This is a genomic window from Amycolatopsis thermalba (assembly GCF_023376025.1).
Taxonomy (GTDB): Bacteria; Actinomycetota; Actinomycetes; order Mycobacteriales; family Pseudonocardiaceae; genus Amycolatopsis_E; species Amycolatopsis_E thermalba.
In genome coordinates this window covers 3,189,289-3,208,171 of sequence record NZ_CP091196.1, presented here as the reverse complement: position 1 = coordinate 3,208,171, position 18,883 = coordinate 3,189,289, and the positions used below count along the sequence as shown (strand labels likewise).

Genomic DNA, 18,883 nt, shown 5'->3' with positions numbered 1-18,883 from the left:
CGGACACGCACGCGGAGTACCGGGGCGAGCACCGTCCGCCGCGCCGCCGACGGCAGGTGCGCAGCCGGTCACGAGGAGTACCCGGCCGCGACTCCCAGACTCGGCTCCCAGCGAAGGCCACGCGAGGCGAGGGCCGGGCCGCCGACAAGCCACACCTCACCCAGTCCCCGGGCGCTCGGCCGGTAATTCCACCCCCAGGCGCGCCAGGGGCTCCGCCGCGGCGGGCGTCACCCGCACCGCGCGGTCCGGGCGCCGCTCGAACCAGCCCTGCTCGACTCCGTGCGTGAACAGCGCCGCCGGGAGCGCGCCGCCCAGGTGGTCGCGGCGTTCGGTCCAGTCCAGGCACGCTCGCAGCAGCGGGCGCCGCCCCGTGGGGATCCGCACCCCCAGCTCACCGAGCACCTCGCGGCCGCGCGCGGTCAGCGCCAGCCCGGCACGCTCCGTGATCAGCCCGGTCCCGATCATGCCGTCCCGCAGGGCCACCCCGGCGGCCCCGGCCAGGTGGTCGTAGCAGGTGCGCGCGAACGCCAGCCGCCGGGCGCGCAGGGACCCGCGCAGGCCCGAGGTGGACCGGTGCTCGGCGTGCTGCGCCAGGTGCTCGATCAGCTCGGCCACCCGCGGGTCGGCGATCCGCACGTAGGAGTGCCGCCCCTGCTTCACGCCCGCGACGAACCCGGCCTCCCGCAGGCGGCTGACGTGCTCGCTCGCCGTCGACGGGGCGATCCCCGCCGCGCGGGCCAGCTCACCGACCGTCCACGCGCGGCCGTCGAGCAGCGCCAGGCACATCGCCGCCCGGCTCGGGTCGGCGAGCACCGCGGCCACCTCGGCCAGCGCGATCGTCTCCACACCGGCCACCGTAGCCACCGGACGCATCGGCCCGGGCCGAAACGTCAGCCCAGCGCGCCCAGGAACACCGACGACACGGTCACCGCCGGCTTCGACGAATCCGACCCGAGCAGCAGCACCGCGAACGCCACGTCGTCGCGGTACCCGGCGAACCACCCGTTGGACCGGCTGCCGTCGCCGAACTGCGCCGTGCCCGTCTTGCCGTACACGGCGCCGTTGCCCCGCAGCCCGGTCGCGGTGCCGCCGGTGACCACCTCACGCATCATCGTCCGCAGCGCGGCGATCACGTCCCGGGACGGCGCCCGGTAGCCGGTGTTCACCGTGGTCTCCAGCTCCTGCCACAGCCGCGGCGTCACCTCGTCGCCGCGCGCGACGGTCGCCGCCATCAGCGCCAGGCCGAACGGGCTGGCCTGCACCGTGCCCTGCCCGATCGCCGACTCGACCTGCTCCGCCCCGCTCGTGCTGGGCACGACCTTGCCGGCCTCGGTGGTGATGCCGGGGATGGTGAAGTCGGCGTTGAGGCCGAACCCGCTCGCCGCGTCGGCCAGCGCGTCGGCCGGCAACGTCGAGGCGAGCTGGGCGAACGTGGTGTTGCACGAGTGCGCGAACGCCGAGTGCAGCGGCAGCGGCGGGAAGGAGAACTGGTCGTCGTTGGGAATCGTGCGCTGCCCGATGCGCGCGGTCGCCGGGCAGTCGGCGATCGTGTCCGCGGTGGCCGTGCCGGACTCCAGCAGCGCCGCCGCCGTGGCGATCTTGAACGTCGACCCCGGCGCGTACAGGCCGTTCAGCGCCTTCGGCTCGGCCCCGGCCGCCGCGTTCTGCGCCACCGCGAGCAGGTCACCGGTGGAGGGCTGGATCGCCACCAGCATCGCCGGGCCCGCCGCCGAGTCGACCGCCCGCTGCGCCGCCGCCTGCGTGGGCAGGCTCAGCGTCGTGGTCAGCGGCGCCACCTCGACCTCGCCCTGGCCGAACAGCGTCTCCTGCACCGCGCCGTCGAGGTCGGTGCTCACCACCGACCAGCCGTCCTGCGACCGCTCGGACACCGTCCGCTGCATCGCCGGCACCAGCAGCGGCGCCACGCCCGGCTCGGCCGCCCGCGTGCCCGACGACTGCCAGGCCAGGACCGGGCGGCCGTTGCGGTCCACCACCGCGAGCTTGCCCGCGCGCGTGCGCACCGCCAGCTGCTGCCCGGTGCGCAGCTTCGGGTGCACCACCGCCGGGCTCCAGTGCACGAGCCAGCGGCCGTCGGCGGAGACCAGGTCGAGGGTGTTGTCGTAGGACCACACCTGCCCGGCCGCGATCGTCCAGCCGAGCTGGAACGCCGCGGTGGCCCGGGTGGCGCCCGGCGTGACCTGGCCCAGCCGCGCCGCGACCGACACCGGGGCCAGGCCGCGGCGGGCGTCGGCCAGCAGCACGCTCGCCGCGCGCGGGTCGTCGGTCAGCGCCGCGGCCGCGTCGGCGTCGCCCTCGGCGAAGGCGCGCAGGAACTTCGACGCGACGGTGCCCGGATCCTCCGCGCCCGAGCCGCTGGCCCGGGGCTTCTCCGGCGAGGAGCCACCCCACACCACGACCACGGCCGCCACGACGATCGCGACGACCGCGGCCGCGCCACCCGCCAGCACCCACCTGCGCCACGTCACCGGCGATACCCCCTGTTGGTGTTTCCCGGTCTGTCGGGCATCAGGGTGCCTTCGTTACCGCCACGGTGATCTTCTCCCCGTCGCCGACCGCACCCGAGAACCCGCCGTCGACGTGCGCGAACGCCACCTCGCCGGCGAGCGTCTCGCCCGCGATGAACTCCTGGTGGAGCGTCGCGGCGGCCACCACGTCCTCCGGCGCGTCCACGGTCAGCGCGATGCGGTCGGCCACGTCGAGCCCGGCGTCCCGGCGCGCCTGCTGCACGACGCGGACCAGGTCGCGCGCCACGCCCTCGGCGGCCAGCTCCGGGGTCACCGCGGTGTCCAGCTGCACCAGGCCGGAGCCGCCGGGCAGCTCCGCGGCCGCGCCCTCCTCCTTGGCGACCAGGCGCCGCTCGTACTCGCCCTCGGCGAGTTCGATGCCGGCCGCCACCACCGCGCCGGACGGCGAGGTGGTCCAGTCGCCCGCCTTGACGGCCTTGATCACCTTCTGCACGTCGCGGCCCAGGCGCGGCCCGGCGGCACGGGCGTTGACCGCGACCTCGAACCGGCCGTGCGCGGCGACGTCGGTGCTCAGCTCGACCGCCTTGACGTTGACCTCGTCGGCGATGATGTCGGTGAAGTCCGCCAGCGCGTCCGCGTCACCGGCCGCGATGACCAGCTTCGCCAGCGGCAGCCGCACCCGCAGCTTGTTCGCCTTGCGCAGCGACAGCGCCGACGAGCACACCTGGCGCACCCGGTCCATCGCCGTCACCAGCGCCGCGTCCGCGGGCAGCTCGTCCACCAGCGGCCAGTCCTGCAGGTGCACCGACCGGCCACCGGTCAGCCCGCGCCACACCACCTCGGTGGTCAGCGGCAGCAGCGGCGCCATCGTCCGCGACACCACCTCCAGCACCGTGTGCAGCGTGTCGATCGCGTCCTTCTCGCCGGCCCAGAACCGCTCACGCGAGCGGCGCACGTACCAGTTCGTGAGCACCTCGAGGAAGTCCCGGGTGGTCGCGCACGCGCCCGCGATGTCGCAGGTGTCCAAAGCGGACTGCACGTCGGTGACCAGCTCACCGGTCTTGGCGAGGATGTAGCGGTCCAGCACGTGCGGGGAATCGGTGCGCCACTGACCTTCCACGCCCTCGGCGTTGGCGTACAGCGCGAGGAAGTAGTAGGAGTTCCACAGCGGCAGCACGGCCTGGCGCACCGCGTCGCGGATGCCCTTCTCGGTGACGATCAGGTTGCCGCCGCGCAGGATCGGGCTGGACATCAGGTACCAGCGCATCGCGTCCGAGCCGTCCCGGGCGAACACCTCGTTGACGTCCGGGTAGTTGCGCAGCGACTTCGACATCTTCTGCCCGTCGGAGCCGAGCACGATGCCGTGCGCGACGCAGGTGAGGAACGACGGCCGGTCGAACAGCGCCGTCGCCAGCACGTGCAGCGTGTAGAACCAGCCGCGCGTCTGCCCGATGTACTCGACGATGAAGTCACCCGGGTAGTGGTGCTCGAACCACTCCGCGTTCTCGAACGGGTAGTGCACCTGGGCGTAGGGCATCGAGCCGGAGTCGAACCACACGTCCAGCACCTCGGGCACCCGCCGCATGGTGGACTTCCCGGTCGGGTCGTCCGGGTTCGGCCGGGTGAGCTGGTCGATGTGCGGGCGGTGCAGATCGGTCGGCCGCACGCCGAAGTCGCGCTCCAGCTCGTCGAGCGAGCCGTACACGTCCACGCGCGGGTACGCGGGGTCGTCCGACATCCACACCGGGATCGGCGTGCCCCAGTAGCGGTTGCGCGAGATCGACCAGTCGCGCGCGTTCTCCAGCCACTTGCCGAACTGGCCGTCCCTGACGTGCTCGGGGTACCAGGTGATCTGCTGGTTCAGCTCGACCATGCGGTCCCGGAACGCGGTCACCTTGACGAACCACGACGACACCGCGCGGTAGATCAGCGGGTTCCGGCAGCGCCAGCAGTGCGGGTAGGAGTGCTCGTAGGTCTCGTGCCGCAGCAGGACCGCACCCTGCCGGGCGGCCGAACCGGTGCCGTACTTGAGGTCCTTGATGATGTCGGCGTTGGCGTCGAACACCTGCTGGCCCTCGTAGTCCGGCACGGTCGCGTCGAAGCGGCCGCGCGCGTCCACCGGGGTGACCGGAGTGATGCCGGCGGCGTCGCCGGCGGCCTTGTCGTCCTCGCCGTAGGCCGGGGCCATGTGGACGATGCCGGTGCCGTCGTCGGTGGTGACGAAGTCGGCCAGCAGCACCTGGTGCGAGTTCTCGGCGCCGACGAAGTACGGGAACGGCGGCGCGTACTTCACGCCCGCCAGCTCGGCGCCCCGGTGGCGCGCCACCACGACCGGCTCCTCGCCGAGTTCCCTGGCGTAGGCGGGAAGCCGCGACTCGGCGAGCAGGAAGCGCTTCCCGTCGCGCTCGACCACGGCGTAGTCCACGTCCGGGTGCACCGCGACCGCCTGGTTCGACGGCAGGGTCCACGGCGTGGTGGTCCAGATCACCAGGTACGTGCCGTCCAGCTCGGTGCCGTTGCCCTCGGCGCGGAACCCGACCGTCACGGCCGGGTCCTGGCGGCTGGCGTAGACGTCCTCGTCCATCCGCAGCTCGTGGTTGGACAGCGGGGTCTCGTCGCGCCAGCAGTAGGGCAGCACGCGGTAGCCCTCGTAGACCAGGCCCTTGTCCCACAGCTGCTTGAACGCCCAGATCACCGATTCCATGAAGGTGATGTCGAGCGTCTTGTAGTCGTGCTCGAAGTCGACCCAGCGGGCCTGGCGGGTGACGTAGTCGCGCCACTCGTTCGTGTAGCGCAGGACGGATTCGCGGCACGCGTCGTTGAACGCGGCGATGCCCATCTCGTCGATCTGCGACTTGTCGGTGATCCCGAGCTGCCGCTCGGCCTCCAGCTCGGCGGGCAGGCCGTGGGTGTCCCAGCCGAAGCGGCGCTCGACGCGGCGGCCGCGCATGGTCTGGTACCGCGGCACGATGTCCTTGACGTAACCGGTCAGGAGGTGGCCGTAGTGCGGCAGGCCGTTGGCGAACGGCGGGCCGTCGTAGAAGACGTACTCGTTGCTGCCGTTCGTCCCCGGTTCGCGCGCGTCGATGGTGGCCTGGAAGGTCCGGTCGGACTCCCAGTAGGCCAGCACGCTGTTCTCCAGCGCCGGGAAGGACGGCTGGGACGGGACCTGGCCGGCCGGGCCGTCGCCGAGCTGAGCCTTCGGGTACATCGGTGCGCTCCTCGCGGGTGCTCGTCGCTCTCGTGGCGGATCCTCGGCGGATCCAGCACGGGGACGAAAAGGCGCCACCTGAGCGCGCTTCCGCGGTACCACCCCGTTTGCCCGCTCACCGAGCAGGCCTCTTCGTTGACGGCTGTGACGGGCCGTACCCGTCCGGTTCTACTGAGGACCACCCGGTCCCGTTCTTCCGGAGGCTCCCCGGTGATGGCCGGATCGACGCCGTGTCCGTCCAGGTTAGCCGCCTCCCGCAAGCCGGTTTCGCTCAGGGTCGGCCGACGGCGACGGCGGTGAGGACGGCCGCGGCCAGCCACATCCCGGCGCCCAGCACCGCGGCGGCGTGCAGCCCGTGCAGGAACGCCGCGGGCTGGGCCGGGCTGCCCGCGATGGCGCCGAACGTGGCGATGCCGAGCGCGCCGCAGGCCTGGCGCGCGGTGTTGTTGACGCCGCTGGCGATGCCGGCCCGGCCGGCCGGGACGCCGCCGACCGCCGCGGCGACGACGGCCGCGGTCAGCAGGCCCAGTCCCACGCCGAACAGGGCGAACGCGGGCAGGAACGAGCCGGCGATCGTGCTGTGCCCGGTGACGCGCAGCAGGCCGAGCAGGCCGGTCGCGCCGGTGAGCAGCCCGGCGATCATGACCGGCCGCGGGCCGAACCGCGCGGTGAGCCGCCCGGTGACCGGGGCGAGCAGCGACAGCGGCAGGAATCCGGGCAGCATCGCCAGCGCGGCGGTCAGCGGGCCGGCGTGGTGGACGCCCTGCAGGTAGAGGGTGGCGAGCAGGATCGTGCCGAGGCCGGCGAAGTTCATCGCGCCGGCGACGACGTTGGCCGCGGCGAAGGTGCGTGACCGCAGCAGGGTCAGCGGCAGCATCGGCGCCGGGCCGGTGCGTTCGGCGGCGAGGAACGCCGCGGCGGCGGCGACACCGAGGACGGCGGCCGGGATGCTGGACTCGATGACCGCGTAGACCAGGGCGGCGAGGGCGGTGGCGCCGGTGAGGACGCCCTTGACGTCCACGCGGCCGGTGGTGGGCGGATCCGCCGGGACGAGCAGGGTGCCGGCGGCGGCCAGCGCGGTCAGCGGCACGTTGATCCAGAACAGCGAGCGCCAGCCGGTGGCCGTGACCAGCAGCCCGCCCAGCAGCGGGCCGGCGGCCAGTGCCAGCGCGGAGACGCCGGCCCAGACGCCGAGCGCGCGGGCCTGTTCGTGGCGGCCGGGGAAGGTGCGGGTGATCACCGCCAGCGTCCCGGGCAGCAGCAGCGCGGCCCCGGCGCCTTGGGCCACGCGGGCGGCGATCAGGGTCGCGCTGTCCGGCGCCAGGGCGCACCCGGCGGAGGCGAGGCCGAAGATCCCCAGGCCGGCGAGCACGACCCGGCGGTGGCCGAGCACGTCGCCGAGTGCCCCGCCGGACAGCAGCAGCGCGGCGAGCACGACGGTGTAGCCGTCGACGATCCACTGGAGCGCGGGAACGCCGGCGTGGAAGCGGGCGCCGATGCTCGGCAGGGCGACGTTGACCACGGTGACGTCGAGCTGGACCAGGAACATGCCGGCGCACTGGGTGAGCAGGACGGCGGAACGCTTGTCGGGCATGGGTCCAGGAGACCCCGGATTCGTTTCCGGGTGGGTGGAAGTGTGCCGGGACGCTTCGGCGCCGGTGGAAGTGTCGGCGCGGCATGCTGGAGCCATGAGTGGAGGGGACGCCGACATCGCGCGCACCGCGGCACTGTTCGCGGATCCGGCCCGGGTGCGGGTGCTCACGGCACTGGCCGACGGGCGGGCTCTCGCGGCGTCCGTGCTCGCGGCCGAGGCCGGGTTGTCCGCGCCGGGGGTCAGTGCGCATTTGGCGAAGCTGCGGGAGGCGGGGCTCGTCGAGGCGGAGCGGTCCGGGCGGCACCGCTTCTACCGGCTGCGGCCGGACGCCGTCGAGATCCTCGAAACGCTCGCCCGCTTCTCCCCCGCCCGGCCGGTCACCTCGCTGCGATCGGGGACGCGGGCGCGGGCGCTGCGGTTCGCCCGGACCTGTTACGACCACGTCGCCGGGCGGCTGGGCGTCTCGGTGACGGCGGCGCTGGTGGAGCGCGGGGCGCTGGTCACGACGGACGGTGTCCCCGGCACGAGCCGCCGCCCGGGCGACGCGCTGTCCCAGCCGCTGGCCGAGCACCCCTACGCCCTGGGGCCGGAGGCGCCGGAGGTGCTGGCGCTGCTCGGGCTGGACGTGGACGCCGTGGACGCCGCCCGCGGGCGGCGGCCGTTGCTGAAGTTCTGCCTGGACTGGTCCGAGCAGCGGCACCACCTGGCGGGCGGACTGGGCGCGGCGCTCGCGGCGCGGTTCCTGGAGCAGGGCTGGGTGACGCGGCACCGGCCCGGGCACCGGGCACTCCGGCTGACCGACACGGGAGCGGACGCACTCGCCGGACGGCTGGGAGTGCGTGTCGCCGGCTGAAGCCGCGGCAGCGCCTCGGGGAAATCGGGCCGCGTGGGCTCGGATCCTGGTTTCGGGGGCGGCTCGGCCGGAGGTGCGTCAGGCCTTCGCGCGGTGGGCCTCGGCCAGGTGGGCGTCGGGGGTGCAGCGGGCGCACTGGACGCCGCGCTCGCGGCGCGTGTTCCTGAAGCAGGGCTGGGTGACGCGGCACCGGCCCGGGCACGGCTGACCCAGCACGGGCACCACCGCGCTCGCCGATCTCCTCGGCGTGCGGATGGCGTGAGCGTCAGGCCTTCGCGCGGTGGGCCTCGGCCGGAGGCGCCTCAGGCCTTCGCGCGGTGAGCCTCCCTCAGGCCTTGGCGCGGTGGGCCTCGGCCAGGTGGGCGTCGGGGGTGCAGCGGGCGCACGGCGTGAACCCGAGGTCCCGGGCCTCCTTCACGGAGATCGGGATCGTGTCGCGGTCGGCGAGCCAGCCGCAGTCCGTCAGGTGGTAGCGCGGGTGCTCGTCCACGACCACGACCTCGGCGTCCAGCTCGTCCACGATCTCCGCGTCCGCCGGGGCCGTGGGCTCCTCGCCCGGCTCGCCCTCCTCGGCAGTGCCGACCAGCTCACCGGCGGTCGGCAGCAGCGCGGTCTGGTCCACCGGCGCCTCGTCCACCGCGGCGTCCGCCGTCGACGGCTCCCCGGCCGGCTTCTCCGCGTCCTCCGCGACCTCGGCGGCCGACGGCTCCTCGTCCACCGCGGCGGCCGACGACTCCGCCGCGGGCTCCTCATCCGGTTCCGCCACCAGCGCGGCGGCCGCGCGGCGACGGGCCACCCGGCGCCGCACGAAGTCGGCCACCAGCAGCAGCCCGGCGGCGACCGACAGGCCGATCGAGATCCACGCCCACAGCGAGTTCGCCGTGACCAACGCCGCGATCAGCAGCCCCAGCGCGGCCAGAACCAGGATCAGAACGATGAAGAGCACGGTGAATTACAACACGAACCACGCCCGGAACGGTTCCGACCCTCCCACGCGGAGTGCCGGAACCGTCACCGGGAAGCTCAGCCGGCCTCGGCGCGGGGACCGAACGAGTAGCCCTGGCCGCTGCCCGATCCCGCGCTCGCCTGTCCCGAGTTCGAGGACGCCGACGCGGGCGCGGCGGAACCACGATCGTCGAGCTCGCGCAGCTGGGACTCCAGGAACCCGCGCAGCCGCGTGCGGTATTCGCGCTCGATGGTGCGCAGTTCCTCGATCTTCTTGCCCAGCGCGGTCTTCTCGCTGTTCATCGTGTTCATGGTCTCGGTGTACTTGCGCTGCGCCTCGCGCTCCATGGTCGTCGCCTTGTCGCGCGCCTGCCGCTCCAGCGTCTCGGCGCGGGTGCGGGCGTCGTTGAGCATGTTCTCCGCTCGCGTGCGCGCCTCGTTGACCATCGAGTCGGCCTTGGTGCGGGCGTCGGAGAGCAGCTGCTCGGACTTCGCGCGAGCCTCGGCCAGCATGCCGTCGGACTCGGTCTTGGCCTCGGCGGTCAGCCGGTCGGCCATCTCCTGGGCCAGGCCGAGGACCTTCGCCGCCTGGACGTTCGGCTCGCCGCCGTCCGACATCGGGTGGGCCTGGGTCTGCTCGGCGGCCGAGGGCGGCGGCACGGGCGCCAGGCGGCGCTCCTGCGGTCCGGCTCCGGCGCGGGCGGCCTCGAGGTCGGCACGGGTGCCTTCGAGCTCGGCGTCGAGCTGCTCGACCTGCTGGCGCAGCTCGTTGTTGTCCTCGATGAGCCGCGCGAGCTCGGTCTCCACCAGGTCGAGGAACGCGTCCACCTCGTCCTCGTTGTAGCCCCGCTTGCCGATGGGTGGCTTGCTGAACGCGACGTTATGCACGTCAGCGGGGGTCAACGACATCAGATCACCTCACGCACTCCATGGCCTGCTCCGACACCTGGGTTCCCCCGAAGTCACCCAGGAAGCGCCAGTTGCATCAGTATGAACACAACCAACAGCAGCACCATAATCGATAAGTCCAGTCCGACGCCGCCAATGCGAACCATCGGAATGATCCTCCGCACCACGCGGACCGGAGGATCGGTCACTGTGTAGATGGTCTCCAGCGTCACCGCAACCCCACCGGCGGGGCGCCAATCCCGTGCGAAGGCACGCACGAGCTCCACCACGACACGTGCTGTGAGCAGCAGCCAAAAGACGAACAGCACGTAGTAGAGGACTAGCCGGACCGCATCCACGAACACCACTCTGCCACATCACCGTGACCCCGGGAGCACCCGGAACACCCGGTCTGTCCGGGTCACGTAATCGAACTGTGATTTAGCCAACGGTTTCACCCGTTCGGCCTAAATTGCTACGAATAGTAGTTGGGCCATCACCCTGTTCCGGGTCATTTTCCGGACCGGGTGGTCGCCCTCAGTGACGGAGGAACAGCCCGCCCTCGGCGATCCGGCGGCGTTCCTCCGCGGTCACCTCCACGTCCGGCGGCGAGAGGAGGAACACCTTGCTGGTGATCTTGTCCATCGAGCCGCGCAGCGCGAACGCCAGCCCGGCCGCGAAGTCCACGAGACGCTTGGCGTCCGCGTTCTCCATCTGGGTCAGGTTGATGATCACCGGGATGCCCTCGCGGTACGCCTCGCCGATCCCCCGCGCCTCGACGTAGCTCGTGGGGTGCAGCGTGGTGATCCGCCCCAGCGCGTCCCGCGCGGACGCCCGGGCCGGCTCCGGTACCGGCCGCAGCCGCGCCACCGGCTCCGGCTGCCGCTCGACCGCCAGCGCGCCGTGCACCGGCGGCTCCGGCGCCCGTGGCCGCGCGCGGAGCGGGCCCTCCTCGTCGTAGCCGGACCCGTCGCGGTACCGTCGGCGGGCACGCGGCGGCGGCTCCTCGTCGAAGCCGTCGTAGGCTTCGTCGGCGTAGTCGCGCCGGTAGTCGTCGTCGTACCGGTCGGCGGCCTCGTAGGAGTCGTAGCCGTCGTAACCGTCACTGTCGGCCGGGATCATGCCGAAGTAGGCCTTCAGCTTCTGCAGCGCGCTCATGCCTCTCCCTAGCCGCTCCCTCACCTGACTACCCGGACGCGATCGCTCACTTCCGGGTGATCTCGCTACGGCGAGGCTAAACCGCGGGCGCCGAGCAACGCGGTTCCGACACGCACACATGTCGAACCGTGCGCGATGGCGGGTTCCAGATCACCACTCATCCCGGCGGACAGCTCGACCGCCTCCGGGTGGTTCCGGCGGAGGTCATCGGCCGCTCCGGCCAGGCGCGCGAAGGCCGGCGCGGGGTCCGCGCCGAGCGGCGCGACCGCCATCAGGCCGCGCAGCCGCAGCCCGTCCAGCCCGGCGATGTGATCGGCCAGCTCACCCAGCCGAGGGAGCGGACAGCCGCCTCGTGACGGATCGTCGTCGAGGCTGGCCTGGATCAGGACGTCCAGCGGCCCGGACCGCTCCCCCGCTTCGTGCGCGTTGCGCAGCGCCTTGGCGAGCGCGTCGGCGAGCCGGATCGAGTCGACCGACTGGACCTCGTCGGCCCACCGCACCACCGAGCGCGCCTTGTTGCGCTGCAGCCGCCCGATCATGTGCCAGCGCGGCCGCGCCTCCGGCCGCAGCACGCGCACCTCGGCCGCCTTGGCGCCGGCCTCCTGGTCGCGGTTCTCCGCGAGGTCGGTCTGGCCGAGGTCGGTGAGCAGGGCCGCGTCGGTGGCGGGGAAGGTCTTGGTGACGGCGAGCAGACGCACCTGCGCCCGTGGCCGCCCGGCCGCCGCGCACGCCTGCGCGACGCGCGCCTCGACGGCTTCGAGCGCCTTGGCGATCCCCTCCCGTCGCTGCTCGTCGCTCATTCCGGCTCGGCCCAGGTCAGCGCGGCGATGCGGCCGGTGGTGCCGTCGCGCCGGTAGCTGAACAGCGTGGGGTCCTCGGCGGTGCAGCGCGGGTCGACGCCGACCTTGCCGACCCCGGCCTCGGCGAGCTGGCGCCACAGGCCGGCGCGCAGGTCCAGACCGGGCTTGCCGGTGCGGGTGCGGGTCGCGCTGCCGGGCAGGTGCTGGTCGACGTCGGCGGCCATCCCGGCGGGCACCTCGTAGCACTCGCCGCAGATCGCCGGGCCGAGCAGGACTTCGATGCGGCCCATCTCGGCGCCGGCCGCGACCATCGCCTCCAGCGCGGCGGGCAGCACCCCGACGCGGGCGCCGACGCGGCCGGCGTGCACCGCGGCCACGACCCCGCTCTCCGGGTCGCCGAGCAGGACCGGCACGCAGTCGGCGACGAGCACGGCGACGGGCAGGCCGGGGGTCTTCGTCACGAGCGCGTCGGTGGCCTCGGCGGGCGCGGTCTCGCTGCCGTCGACGACGGTGACCGTGCGGCCGTGCACCTGCTCCATCCAGGCGACCCGCTCGACACCCAGCTCGGTACCCAGCCGCTTGCGGTTGGCCGCGACGGCGGCCGGATCGTCACCGACGTGGTCACCGAGGTTGAACGTGTCGTACGGCGGCGCCGAAACGCCACCCGCCCTGGTCGTGACCACCCGACGGATGCGCAAGTCCCACTACCTCCACTCGCCTGGTTTGCCCTGAGCCTACTGGGAACCGGACACCGTGCTCGGCCGGTCTCACCGCCATGGATCTGCCACCCGTGCCCCGAGCGTCCGCGCGCTGGCCACCTCCGGGAAGCTGCCGCCGGAGCTGGCCGCGCTGTTCACCCCGCCCGGCCAGGAGAAGTGGACCCGCATCGCCGAAGCCGTGGACGAGCGCCTGGACGAGGTGGACCCGGCGGTGCGGGGCGCGTTCGCGCTCGCCGGCGCCTACGGCCACCTGGACGACATCGGATTCCTCTCCTCCGGGGAGATGGCCGAGCACAACGACCGCGCGATCGCCCTGCTCGAGAGGGCGCTGGAGCACGGCGTCCCGGACGAGGAGGCGGAGGACCTGTGGGAGGTCACCCGCCGGGTGCCGGAGGTCGCCCATCTCGCCCGCGACCGCGAGGAGTACCTCGCGAAGCACGGCGCGACCGCGGGCCAGCGCCTCAAGGCCAAGCTGGACGAGGCGGACGCGCGCTACGCGGCGGGCGACCGAGCCGGAGCGCTGGTGTTGTTCCGCGAGGTCGGCGAGGCCGACCTCTGGGGCGAGTTCAGCGGGGCGATGGACATGGCCGACCTCGGCTGGTGCCGGTTGTTGCAGGACGCCGTGCGGTTCGACGGGCCCGAGGCGACGCGGCGGATCTGGCAGGAGGCGCGCGCCAGCCGCCACGCGGCGCGGTTCCCGCACCCCCACTGGTCGGTGCCGCTGGCCGAGCTGCTGATGGGCGCCGGGGTGCCGGACATCCTGGAGGTCGTGGTCGCCGAGCGGCTCGACGCCGCGCTGCGGGACCACCTGCCGTGGGAGCTGTCCGAGGACGAACGCTGGACGCTGTCCCGCGCCATCGACGAACTCGAACAGCACCACCGGGCCTGACCGCGGGTCAGGCCCGGCGCGGGGTCAGCGCCGCATGAAGGGCGGGACGTCCACGTCGTCGTCGGACGGGTCGTCGGTGACCGGGACGGCCCGGCTGGGCAGGCTGCCCTGGCTGGTGCTCGTGCGCGGCGCCGGGTAGCTGCGGCTGCCGCCACCGGGCTGCGGCAGCCCGCTGGGCGGCGTGCCGTAGCTGGTGCCCGACGGCGGCGTCCGCGGCGGCGTGACCGGGAAGCCCCCACCGGCGGGCGGGGCGGGCGGCGTCGCTGCCGGGGGCGCCGGCTGGCGGACCTGCCCGGCCTCGGCGGACGCCGTCGTCGAGCGGGTGCCCACGGCGGGCGGCTCGAGCTTCTTGTGGGTGGGCGAGCCGGAGTCGAACCCGGCCGCGATCACCGTCACGCGCACCTCGTCGCCGAGGGAGTCGTCGATGATCGTCCCGAAGATGATGTTCGCCTCGGGGTGCGCGGCCTCCTGCACCAGCGAGGCGGCCTCGTTGATCTCGAACAGGCCGAGATCGGAGCCGCCCGCGATGGACAGCAGCGCGCCGTGCGCGCCCTCCATCGAAGCCTCCAGCAGCGGCGAGTTGATCGCCTTCTCCGCGGCCTGCACCGCCCGGCCCTCGCCGCGCGCGGAGCCGATGCCCATCAGCGCGCTGCCCGCGCCGGACATCACGCTCTTCACGTCGGCGAAGTCCAGGTTGATCAGACCCGGCGTGGTGATCAGGTCGGTGATGCCCTGGACACCGGAGAGCAGGACCTCGTCGGCGGAGCGGAACGCGTCCATCAGGCTGACGCCGATGTCGCCGAGCTGCAGCAGCCGGTCGTTGGGGATGACGATGAGGGTGTCGCACTCGTTGCGCAGCGCCTGGATGCCGTCCTCGGCCTGCTTGCCGCGGCGCTTGCCCTCGAAGGTGAACGGCCGGGTCACCACGCCGATCGTGAGCGCGCCGAGCTTGCGCGCGATCGAGGCGACCACCGGCGCGCCGCCGGTGCCGGTGCCGCCGCCCTCCCCCGCGGTCACGAAGACCATGTCGGCGCCCTTGAGCACCTCCTCGATCTCCTCGCGGTGGTCCTCGGCGGCCTTGTGCCCCACCTCGGGGTTCGCGCCGGCGCCCAGGCCGCGGGTCAGCTCGCGGCCGATGTCGAGCTTGACATCCGCGTCGGACATCAGCAGCGCCTGCGCGTCCGTGTTGATCGCGATGAACTCGACACCCTTGAGGCCGACCTCGATCATGCGGTTGACGGCGTTCACGCCACCACCGCCGATGCCGACGACCTTGATCACCGCGAGGTAGTTGTGCGGGGGCGTCATCGGGTCCGCCTTCCTATCGTGATTCCTCGTACCGCTCGCCGGGAGCGAAAAACCCTCAACCTAAACTCAAGGTTCAGAGTTATGTCAACTCCCCGCTCCGTCCGCCGAAGGTAGGGATCCGGCGAAGCGGAATCCAGTAGCCACGCCGCGTGTCGTCCGTGGCGTTGCAAAATCACCGCGCCGGACGCCTCATTCGCCGGTCCGGCCGTCGGTCAGCTCACGCAGCAGATCCAGGTGCCCGGCGTGCCGCCCGGTCTCCTCCACCATGTGGATCAGCACGTAGCGGAGGTTGACCGAACCGTCCTTGAAGGACACCAGGGTGTCCGGCGCCAGCTCCGCCGCGATCTCGCGGCTGGTGGCGCACTGCGCGCGGTAGGCGGCCACCAGGTCCGCGAGCGGGACCGTGAGCGCCTCGCGGAAGTCGGCGTCGCGGTCGTCCGCCAGCTTCTCCGCCCACCGGTTGGGACGGCCGGCGAGCACCGCCTCGAACCAGTAGTGCTCCACGTAGGTCAGGTGGCCGACCAGGCCGGCGATCGTGGTCAGCTCGCTCGGGACCAGGCTGCGGCGGGCCTGTTCGTCGGTCAGGCCCGCGCACTTGAGCACGACGGCCTCGCGCAGGAAGTCCAGGAAGGCGGTCAGCTGCTCGCGCTCGCCGCCGTCGAAGGGCGGTTCCGTCCTGATCATGCGCACAGCTTCGCACAGCGTCCCCGCCGGTGTCTCCGTCCTCAGGAGACCGTCGGCAGCTCGGGGCTCGCCACGTCGTAGATCCGGCCCTCGCGTGTCAGGAGGACGCCCAGCACCCTGGCCTTGCGCTCGGCGTTCGACGCGTCGCCCCAGCGGACCGTCTTGCCCGTGGTCAGCGTGAACTCCACGCCGCCCGGGGTGCCGGCCCGCACCACGGCGATCTGGCCCTTCAGCGGCTCCGGCACCGTCGCGAGCACCGCGACCACCGACCGCGTCACCGCGTCCTCCGGCGACACCACCGCCACCTGCAGCTCCGGCAGGCGCTCCGGCTTGTTCTGCACCGTCTTGTAGTCCAGGCCGCCGGAATCGACCAGGTGGAAGCCGTCCCGGCCGGCCACGAACCCGATCGGCGACCGCTCCGTCACCGTGATGTCCACAGTGGAGGGCCACGACCGGGAGACGTCCACAGTGGCCACTCCGGGGATCGCCGTGACGCGGGCGGCGATCTCGTCGGTGTCCAGCAGCAGCATCGGTTTCAGATCGGGCACCGCCGCCGCGGCCAGGATCTGGTCCCCCGGCACGCTGTGCGCGCCGTGCACCTCCACCGAACGTACCCCCAGCAGCGACGTGAACATCACGACGTACCCGAGCCCGAGCACCGTCAGCACGCTCAGCGTCGCCACCCACCGGCGCCGCAACGCGCGGCGCCGCGAGACGCCCGTGCCGGTGCGCCGCCGGGCGGTCAGCGGGCGCCGTCCCCGGCGGCTGCGCACCGCCGACGACGACCGCCGCGTGGACGGCCGGCTGCGCTCGTCGCTCCGCGCTCGCGTCGCCACCTAGCCCCCGGCCCGCCGGTCCAGCTCCGCCAGGATCTCCGGCCCCAGCTGGGTCACGTCGCCCGCGCCCATGGTGACCAGCAGGTCCCCGGGCTTGACCAGGTCGGCGGCCAGCGTCACGGCCCGGTCGAACGCCGGCTCGTAGTGCACCCCCGCCCCGGTGATCCGCTCCGCGATCAGCGCGCCGCTGACGCCCGGCTCCGGCTCCTCCCGCGCGCCGTACACGTCCAGCAGCACGACCTCGTCGGCCAGCCCGAGCGCGTCGGCGAACTCCGCGGCGAACAGCTTCGTGCGCGAGTACAGGTGCGGCTGGAACACCACGACCACCCGGCCCCCGCCCGCCGCGTGCCGCACCGCCCGCAGCTGCGCGGCGACCTCCGTCGGGTGGTGGGCGTAGTCGTCGTAGACCCGCACGTCGGCGGCGCGGCCCTTGAACTCGAACCGCCGCCGCACCCCGCCGAACGCGGCCAGCCCCTCGGCCAGCCCGCCCAGCGGCGCGCCCAGCTCCAGGCCGGCCAGCACCGCGGCGACGGCGTTGAAGGCCATGTGCTCGCCCGGCACCGCGACCCGCACGTCGGTCTCGGCGCCGTCCAGCGCGATCCGGATGACCCCGCCGCCGTCGGCGGGCCGGTAGTCCAGCACCTTCGCGTCCCCGGCGCCGGTCACCGAGCGGCCGTAGCGGCGCACCCGCACGCCCTCGGCCGCGGCGTGGTCGCCCAGCGCGTTCGCGGCCTCGTCGTCGGCGCACACGATCAGCAGGCCGCCCGGCTCGATCCGGCGGGTGAACTGCGTGAACACCGCGGTGTAGGCCTCGGCGGTGCCGTGGTGGTCCAGGTGGTCCGGCTCGACGTTGGTCACCACCGCCACCGACGGCGAGTAGCTCAGGAACGAGCCGTCGCTCTCGTCGGCCTCGGCGACGAACACCCCGCCCTCGCCGTGGTGCGCGTTCGCGCCGGACTCGTTGAGGTCACCACCGATCGCGAACGACGGGTCCAGCCGGCAGTGCTGCAGCGCGACCGTGAGCATCGACGTGGTCGAGGTCTTGCCGTGGGTGCCGGCGATGCAGGCCACCCGGTGCCCGGCCATCAGCAGCGCGAGCGCCTGCGCCCGGTGCAGCACCGGGATGCCGCGCTCGCGGGCGGCCACCAGCTCCGGGTTGCTCTCCTTGATCGCGGTCGACACCACCACCGCGGACGGGCCGCCGGGCAGCGCGTCCAGGTTCTCCGGGCGCTGCCCGATGCCGATCTCGGCGCCCTGCGCGCGCAGCGTCAGGAACGCGCGGGAGTCCTTGGCGTCCGAACCCGACACCCGGGCGCCGCGCGCCAGCAGGATCCGCGCGATGCCGCTCATGCCGGCACCGCCGATCCCGATCAGGTGGGCCCGGCCCAGCTCGGCGGGGACTTCGCTCATTTGCCGCACACCTCCAGGACGATGCGCGCCAGCACCTCGTCGGCCTCGCGGTGGCCCAGCCCGACCGCCGCGGCCCCCATCTTCGTAACCCGGGCGGGGTCGGTGACCAGCGGGATCACCAGCTCGGCGACCTTGGCCGGGCTCAGGTCCGCGTCCTGGACCATCAGCGCCGCGCCGGCGTCGACCGCGGGCCGGGCGTTGATCGCCTGCTCGCCGTTGCCGTGCGGCAGCGGCACGAACACCGCGGGCAGCCCGACCGCGGACACCTCGGCCACGGTCATCGCGCCCGACCGGCACAGCACCACGTCGGCCGCCGCGTAGGCCAGGTCCATCCGCTCCAGGTAGGGCACCGGCACGTACGCCGGGCGGCCCGGGAACTCCTGCACCACCAGGCTGTTCTTCGGCCCGTGCGCGTGCAGCACGCCGATCCCGGCGTCGGCCAGCTCCTTGGCCGCGCCGGACACCGCGTTGTTGATCGACTGGGCACCCTGCGAACCGCCGAACACCAGCAGCGTCGGCGCGTCCGGGTCGAGCCCGAAGTGCGCCCGGGCCTCCGCCCGCAGCGCCGCCCGGTCCAGCGAGGTGATCGAGCGCCGCAGCGGGATGCCGACGACCTCCGCGCCCGGCAGGGGCGTGCCGGGCACCGCGACCGCGACCCGCTTCGCGAAGCGCGCCCCGACGCGGTTGGCCAGGCCCGGCGACTGGTTGGCCTCGTGCACCACGATCGGCACGCGGCCGCGCGCGGCGAAGTAGGCCGGCAGCGACACGTACCCGCCGAACCCGACCACGACGTCCGCGCCGACCCGGTCCAGGATCTCGCGGGTCTGCTTGACCGAGTCCCGGATCTTCAGCGGCAGCCGCAGCAGGTCGGTGGTCGGCTTGCGCGGCAGCGGCACCGGCGGGATCAGCTCCAGCGGGTAGCCGCGCGCCGGGACCAGCTTGTTCTCCAGCCCCCGGGACGTGCCCAGCGCGACCACCGTGGCGTCCGGCCGCAGCCGCCGCACGGCGTCGGCCAGCGCCAGCGCGGGTTCGATGTGTCCGGCCGTGCCGCCGCCCGCCACCACCACGGTGGGAGCCACGCCGGTAACCGCCTTGCTCACTT

General features: G+C 73.5%; 17 protein-coding genes. 2 read left to right on the top strand and 15 right to left on the bottom strand.

What is annotated here, in order from left to right; genetic code table 11:
- Nucleotides 1–156: 156 nt before the first annotated feature.
- The 4 genes from L1857_RS15495 to L1857_RS15480 all read right to left on the bottom strand — a co-directional run bounded on the left by L1857_RS15495 (nucleotide 157) and on the right by L1857_RS15480 (nucleotide 7,291).
- Nucleotides 157–846 carry an ArsR/SmtB family transcription factor gene (locus L1857_RS15495; protein ID WP_094005942.1) on the bottom strand — a complete coding sequence of 230 codons (690 nt, stop codon included), beginning with the start codon at nucleotides 844–846 and terminating at the stop codon, nucleotides 157–159.
- Between the two features lie 44 nt (nucleotides 847–890).
- A complete protein-coding gene (locus L1857_RS15490; RefSeq protein WP_249467425.1) occupies nucleotides 891–2,468 on the bottom strand; it encodes a penicillin-binding transpeptidase domain-containing protein in 1,578 nt (525 codons plus the stop codon).
- 58 nt (nucleotides 2,469–2,526) lie between these two features.
- Nucleotides 2,527–5,697: an isoleucine--tRNA ligase gene (gene ileS, locus L1857_RS15485; protein ID WP_249465411.1), complete on the bottom strand. Its 3,171-nt coding sequence runs from the start codon at nucleotides 5,695–5,697 to the stop codon at nucleotides 2,527–2,529.
- Between the two features lie 271 nt (nucleotides 5,698–5,968).
- The gene (locus L1857_RS15480; protein ID WP_094005939.1) at nucleotides 5,969–7,291 is read right to left on the bottom strand and encodes an MFS transporter; all 1,323 of its coding nucleotides are present in this window, start codon (nucleotides 7,289–7,291) and stop codon (nucleotides 5,969–5,971) included.
- A 94-nt stretch (nucleotides 7,292–7,385) separates the two neighbouring features.
- Here L1857_RS15480 and L1857_RS15475 point away from each other — a divergent pair, with 94 nt between their 5' ends.
- Entirely contained in the window at nucleotides 7,386–8,144 is a 759-nt protein-coding gene (locus tag L1857_RS15475; protein WP_116111857.1) for an ArsR/SmtB family transcription factor, read from the top strand.
- 328 nt (nucleotides 8,145–8,472) lie between these two features.
- Here the strand turns inward: L1857_RS15475 and L1857_RS15470 are convergent, their stop codons facing one another.
- The 6 genes from L1857_RS15470 to pgeF all read right to left on the bottom strand — a co-directional run bounded on the left by L1857_RS15470 (nucleotide 8,473) and on the right by pgeF (nucleotide 12,633).
- Nucleotides 8,473–9,090 (bottom strand): hypothetical protein, encoded by a 618-nt coding sequence (locus tag L1857_RS15470; RefSeq protein WP_116111860.1) that lies wholly within the window; start codon nucleotides 9,088–9,090, stop codon nucleotides 8,473–8,475.
- Nucleotides 9,091–9,167: 77 nt separating this feature from the next.
- Complete coding sequence (gene wag31 / locus L1857_RS15465; protein ID WP_094005936.1) at nucleotides 9,168–9,998, bottom strand: DivIVA-like cell division protein Wag31; 831 nt, start codon at nucleotides 9,996–9,998, stop codon at nucleotides 9,168–9,170.
- A gap of 53 nt (nucleotides 9,999–10,051) precedes the next feature.
- Nucleotides 10,052–10,336 carry a YggT family protein gene (locus L1857_RS15460; protein WP_026153057.1) on the bottom strand — a complete coding sequence of 95 codons (285 nt, stop codon included), beginning with the start codon at nucleotides 10,334–10,336 and terminating at the stop codon, nucleotides 10,052–10,054.
- A 178-nt stretch (nucleotides 10,337–10,514) separates the two neighbouring features.
- Nucleotides 10,515–11,135 (bottom strand): cell division protein SepF, encoded by a 621-nt coding sequence (locus L1857_RS15455; protein ID WP_094005935.1) that lies wholly within the window; start codon nucleotides 11,133–11,135, stop codon nucleotides 10,515–10,517.
- A 65-nt stretch (nucleotides 11,136–11,200) separates the two neighbouring features.
- The gene (locus L1857_RS15450) at nucleotides 11,201–11,935 is read right to left on the bottom strand and encodes a YggS family pyridoxal phosphate-dependent enzyme (RefSeq protein ID WP_094005934.1); all 735 of its coding nucleotides are present in this window, start codon (nucleotides 11,933–11,935) and stop codon (nucleotides 11,201–11,203) included.
- Nucleotides 11,932–12,633, bottom strand: coding sequence for a peptidoglycan editing factor PgeF (gene pgeF, locus L1857_RS15445; protein WP_094005933.1), 702 nt, complete (start codon nucleotides 12,631–12,633; stop codon nucleotides 11,932–11,934). The genes L1857_RS15450 and pgeF overlap by 4 nt, the downstream gene beginning before the upstream one ends.
- Before the next feature lie 55 nt (nucleotides 12,634–12,688).
- On the opposite strand from pgeF, the gene L1857_RS15440 reads away from it, so the two are divergent.
- Complete coding sequence (locus tag L1857_RS15440) at nucleotides 12,689–13,543, top strand: hypothetical protein (RefSeq protein ID WP_249465408.1); 855 nt, start codon at nucleotides 12,689–12,691, stop codon at nucleotides 13,541–13,543.
- A gap of 24 nt (nucleotides 13,544–13,567) precedes the next feature.
- Here L1857_RS15440 and ftsZ read toward each other — a convergent pair whose 3' ends face one another.
- The 5 genes from ftsZ to murG form a co-directional block, all read right to left on the bottom strand.
- A complete protein-coding gene (gene ftsZ / locus L1857_RS15435) occupies nucleotides 13,568–14,851 on the bottom strand; it encodes a cell division protein FtsZ (RefSeq protein ID WP_094005931.1) in 1,284 nt (427 codons plus the stop codon).
- 189 nt (nucleotides 14,852–15,040) lie between these two features.
- Nucleotides 15,041–15,535: a DinB family protein gene (locus tag L1857_RS15430; RefSeq protein WP_094005930.1), complete on the bottom strand. Its 495-nt coding sequence runs from the start codon at nucleotides 15,533–15,535 to the stop codon at nucleotides 15,041–15,043.
- Nucleotides 15,536–15,576: 41 nt separating this feature from the next.
- A complete protein-coding gene (locus L1857_RS15425; protein WP_094005929.1) occupies nucleotides 15,577–16,371 on the bottom strand; it encodes a cell division protein FtsQ/DivIB in 795 nt (264 codons plus the stop codon).
- Nucleotides 16,372–17,781, bottom strand: a complete 1,410-nt coding sequence (gene murC, locus L1857_RS15420; protein WP_094005928.1) for a UDP-N-acetylmuramate--L-alanine ligase — start codon at nucleotides 17,779–17,781, stop codon at nucleotides 16,372–16,374.
- Nucleotides 17,778–18,881, bottom strand: coding sequence for an undecaprenyldiphospho-muramoylpentapeptide beta-N-acetylglucosaminyltransferase (gene murG / locus L1857_RS15415; RefSeq protein ID WP_094005927.1), 1,104 nt, complete (start codon nucleotides 18,879–18,881; stop codon nucleotides 17,778–17,780). The genes murC and murG overlap by 4 nt, the downstream gene beginning before the upstream one ends.
- Nucleotides 18,882–18,883 lie beyond the last annotated feature (2 nt).

Excerpts from the sequence above, each read along its gene's own strand:
- ileS (WP_249465411.1), bottom strand. The coding sequence starts at position 5,697 with ATGTACCCGAAGGCTCAGCTCGGCGACGGCCCGGCCGGCCAGGTCCCG.
- L1857_RS15480 (WP_094005939.1), bottom strand. The coding sequence starts at position 7,291 with ATGCCCGACAAGCGTTCCGCCGTCCTGCTCACCCAGTGCGCCGGCATG.
- L1857_RS15475 (WP_116111857.1), top strand. The coding sequence starts at position 7,386 with ATGAGTGGAGGGGACGCCGACATCGCGCGCACCGCGGCACTGTTCGCG.
- wag31 (WP_094005936.1), bottom strand. The coding sequence starts at position 9,998 with ATGTCGTTGACCCCCGCTGACGTGCATAACGTCGCGTTCAGCAAGCCA.
- L1857_RS15455 (WP_094005935.1), bottom strand. The coding sequence starts at position 11,135 with ATGAGCGCGCTGCAGAAGCTGAAGGCCTACTTCGGCATGATCCCGGCC.
- L1857_RS15450 (WP_094005934.1), bottom strand. The coding sequence starts at position 11,935 with ATGAGCGACGAGCAGCGACGGGAGGGGATCGCCAAGGCGCTCGAAGCC.
- ftsZ (WP_094005931.1), bottom strand. The coding sequence starts at position 14,851 with ATGACGCCCCCGCACAACTACCTCGCGGTGATCAAGGTCGTCGGCATC.
- L1857_RS15430 (WP_094005930.1), bottom strand. The coding sequence starts at position 15,535 with ATGATCAGGACGGAACCGCCCTTCGACGGCGGCGAGCGCGAGCAGCTG.
- murC (WP_094005928.1), bottom strand. The coding sequence starts at position 17,781 with ATGAGCGAAGTCCCCGCCGAGCTGGGCCGGGCCCACCTGATCGGGATC.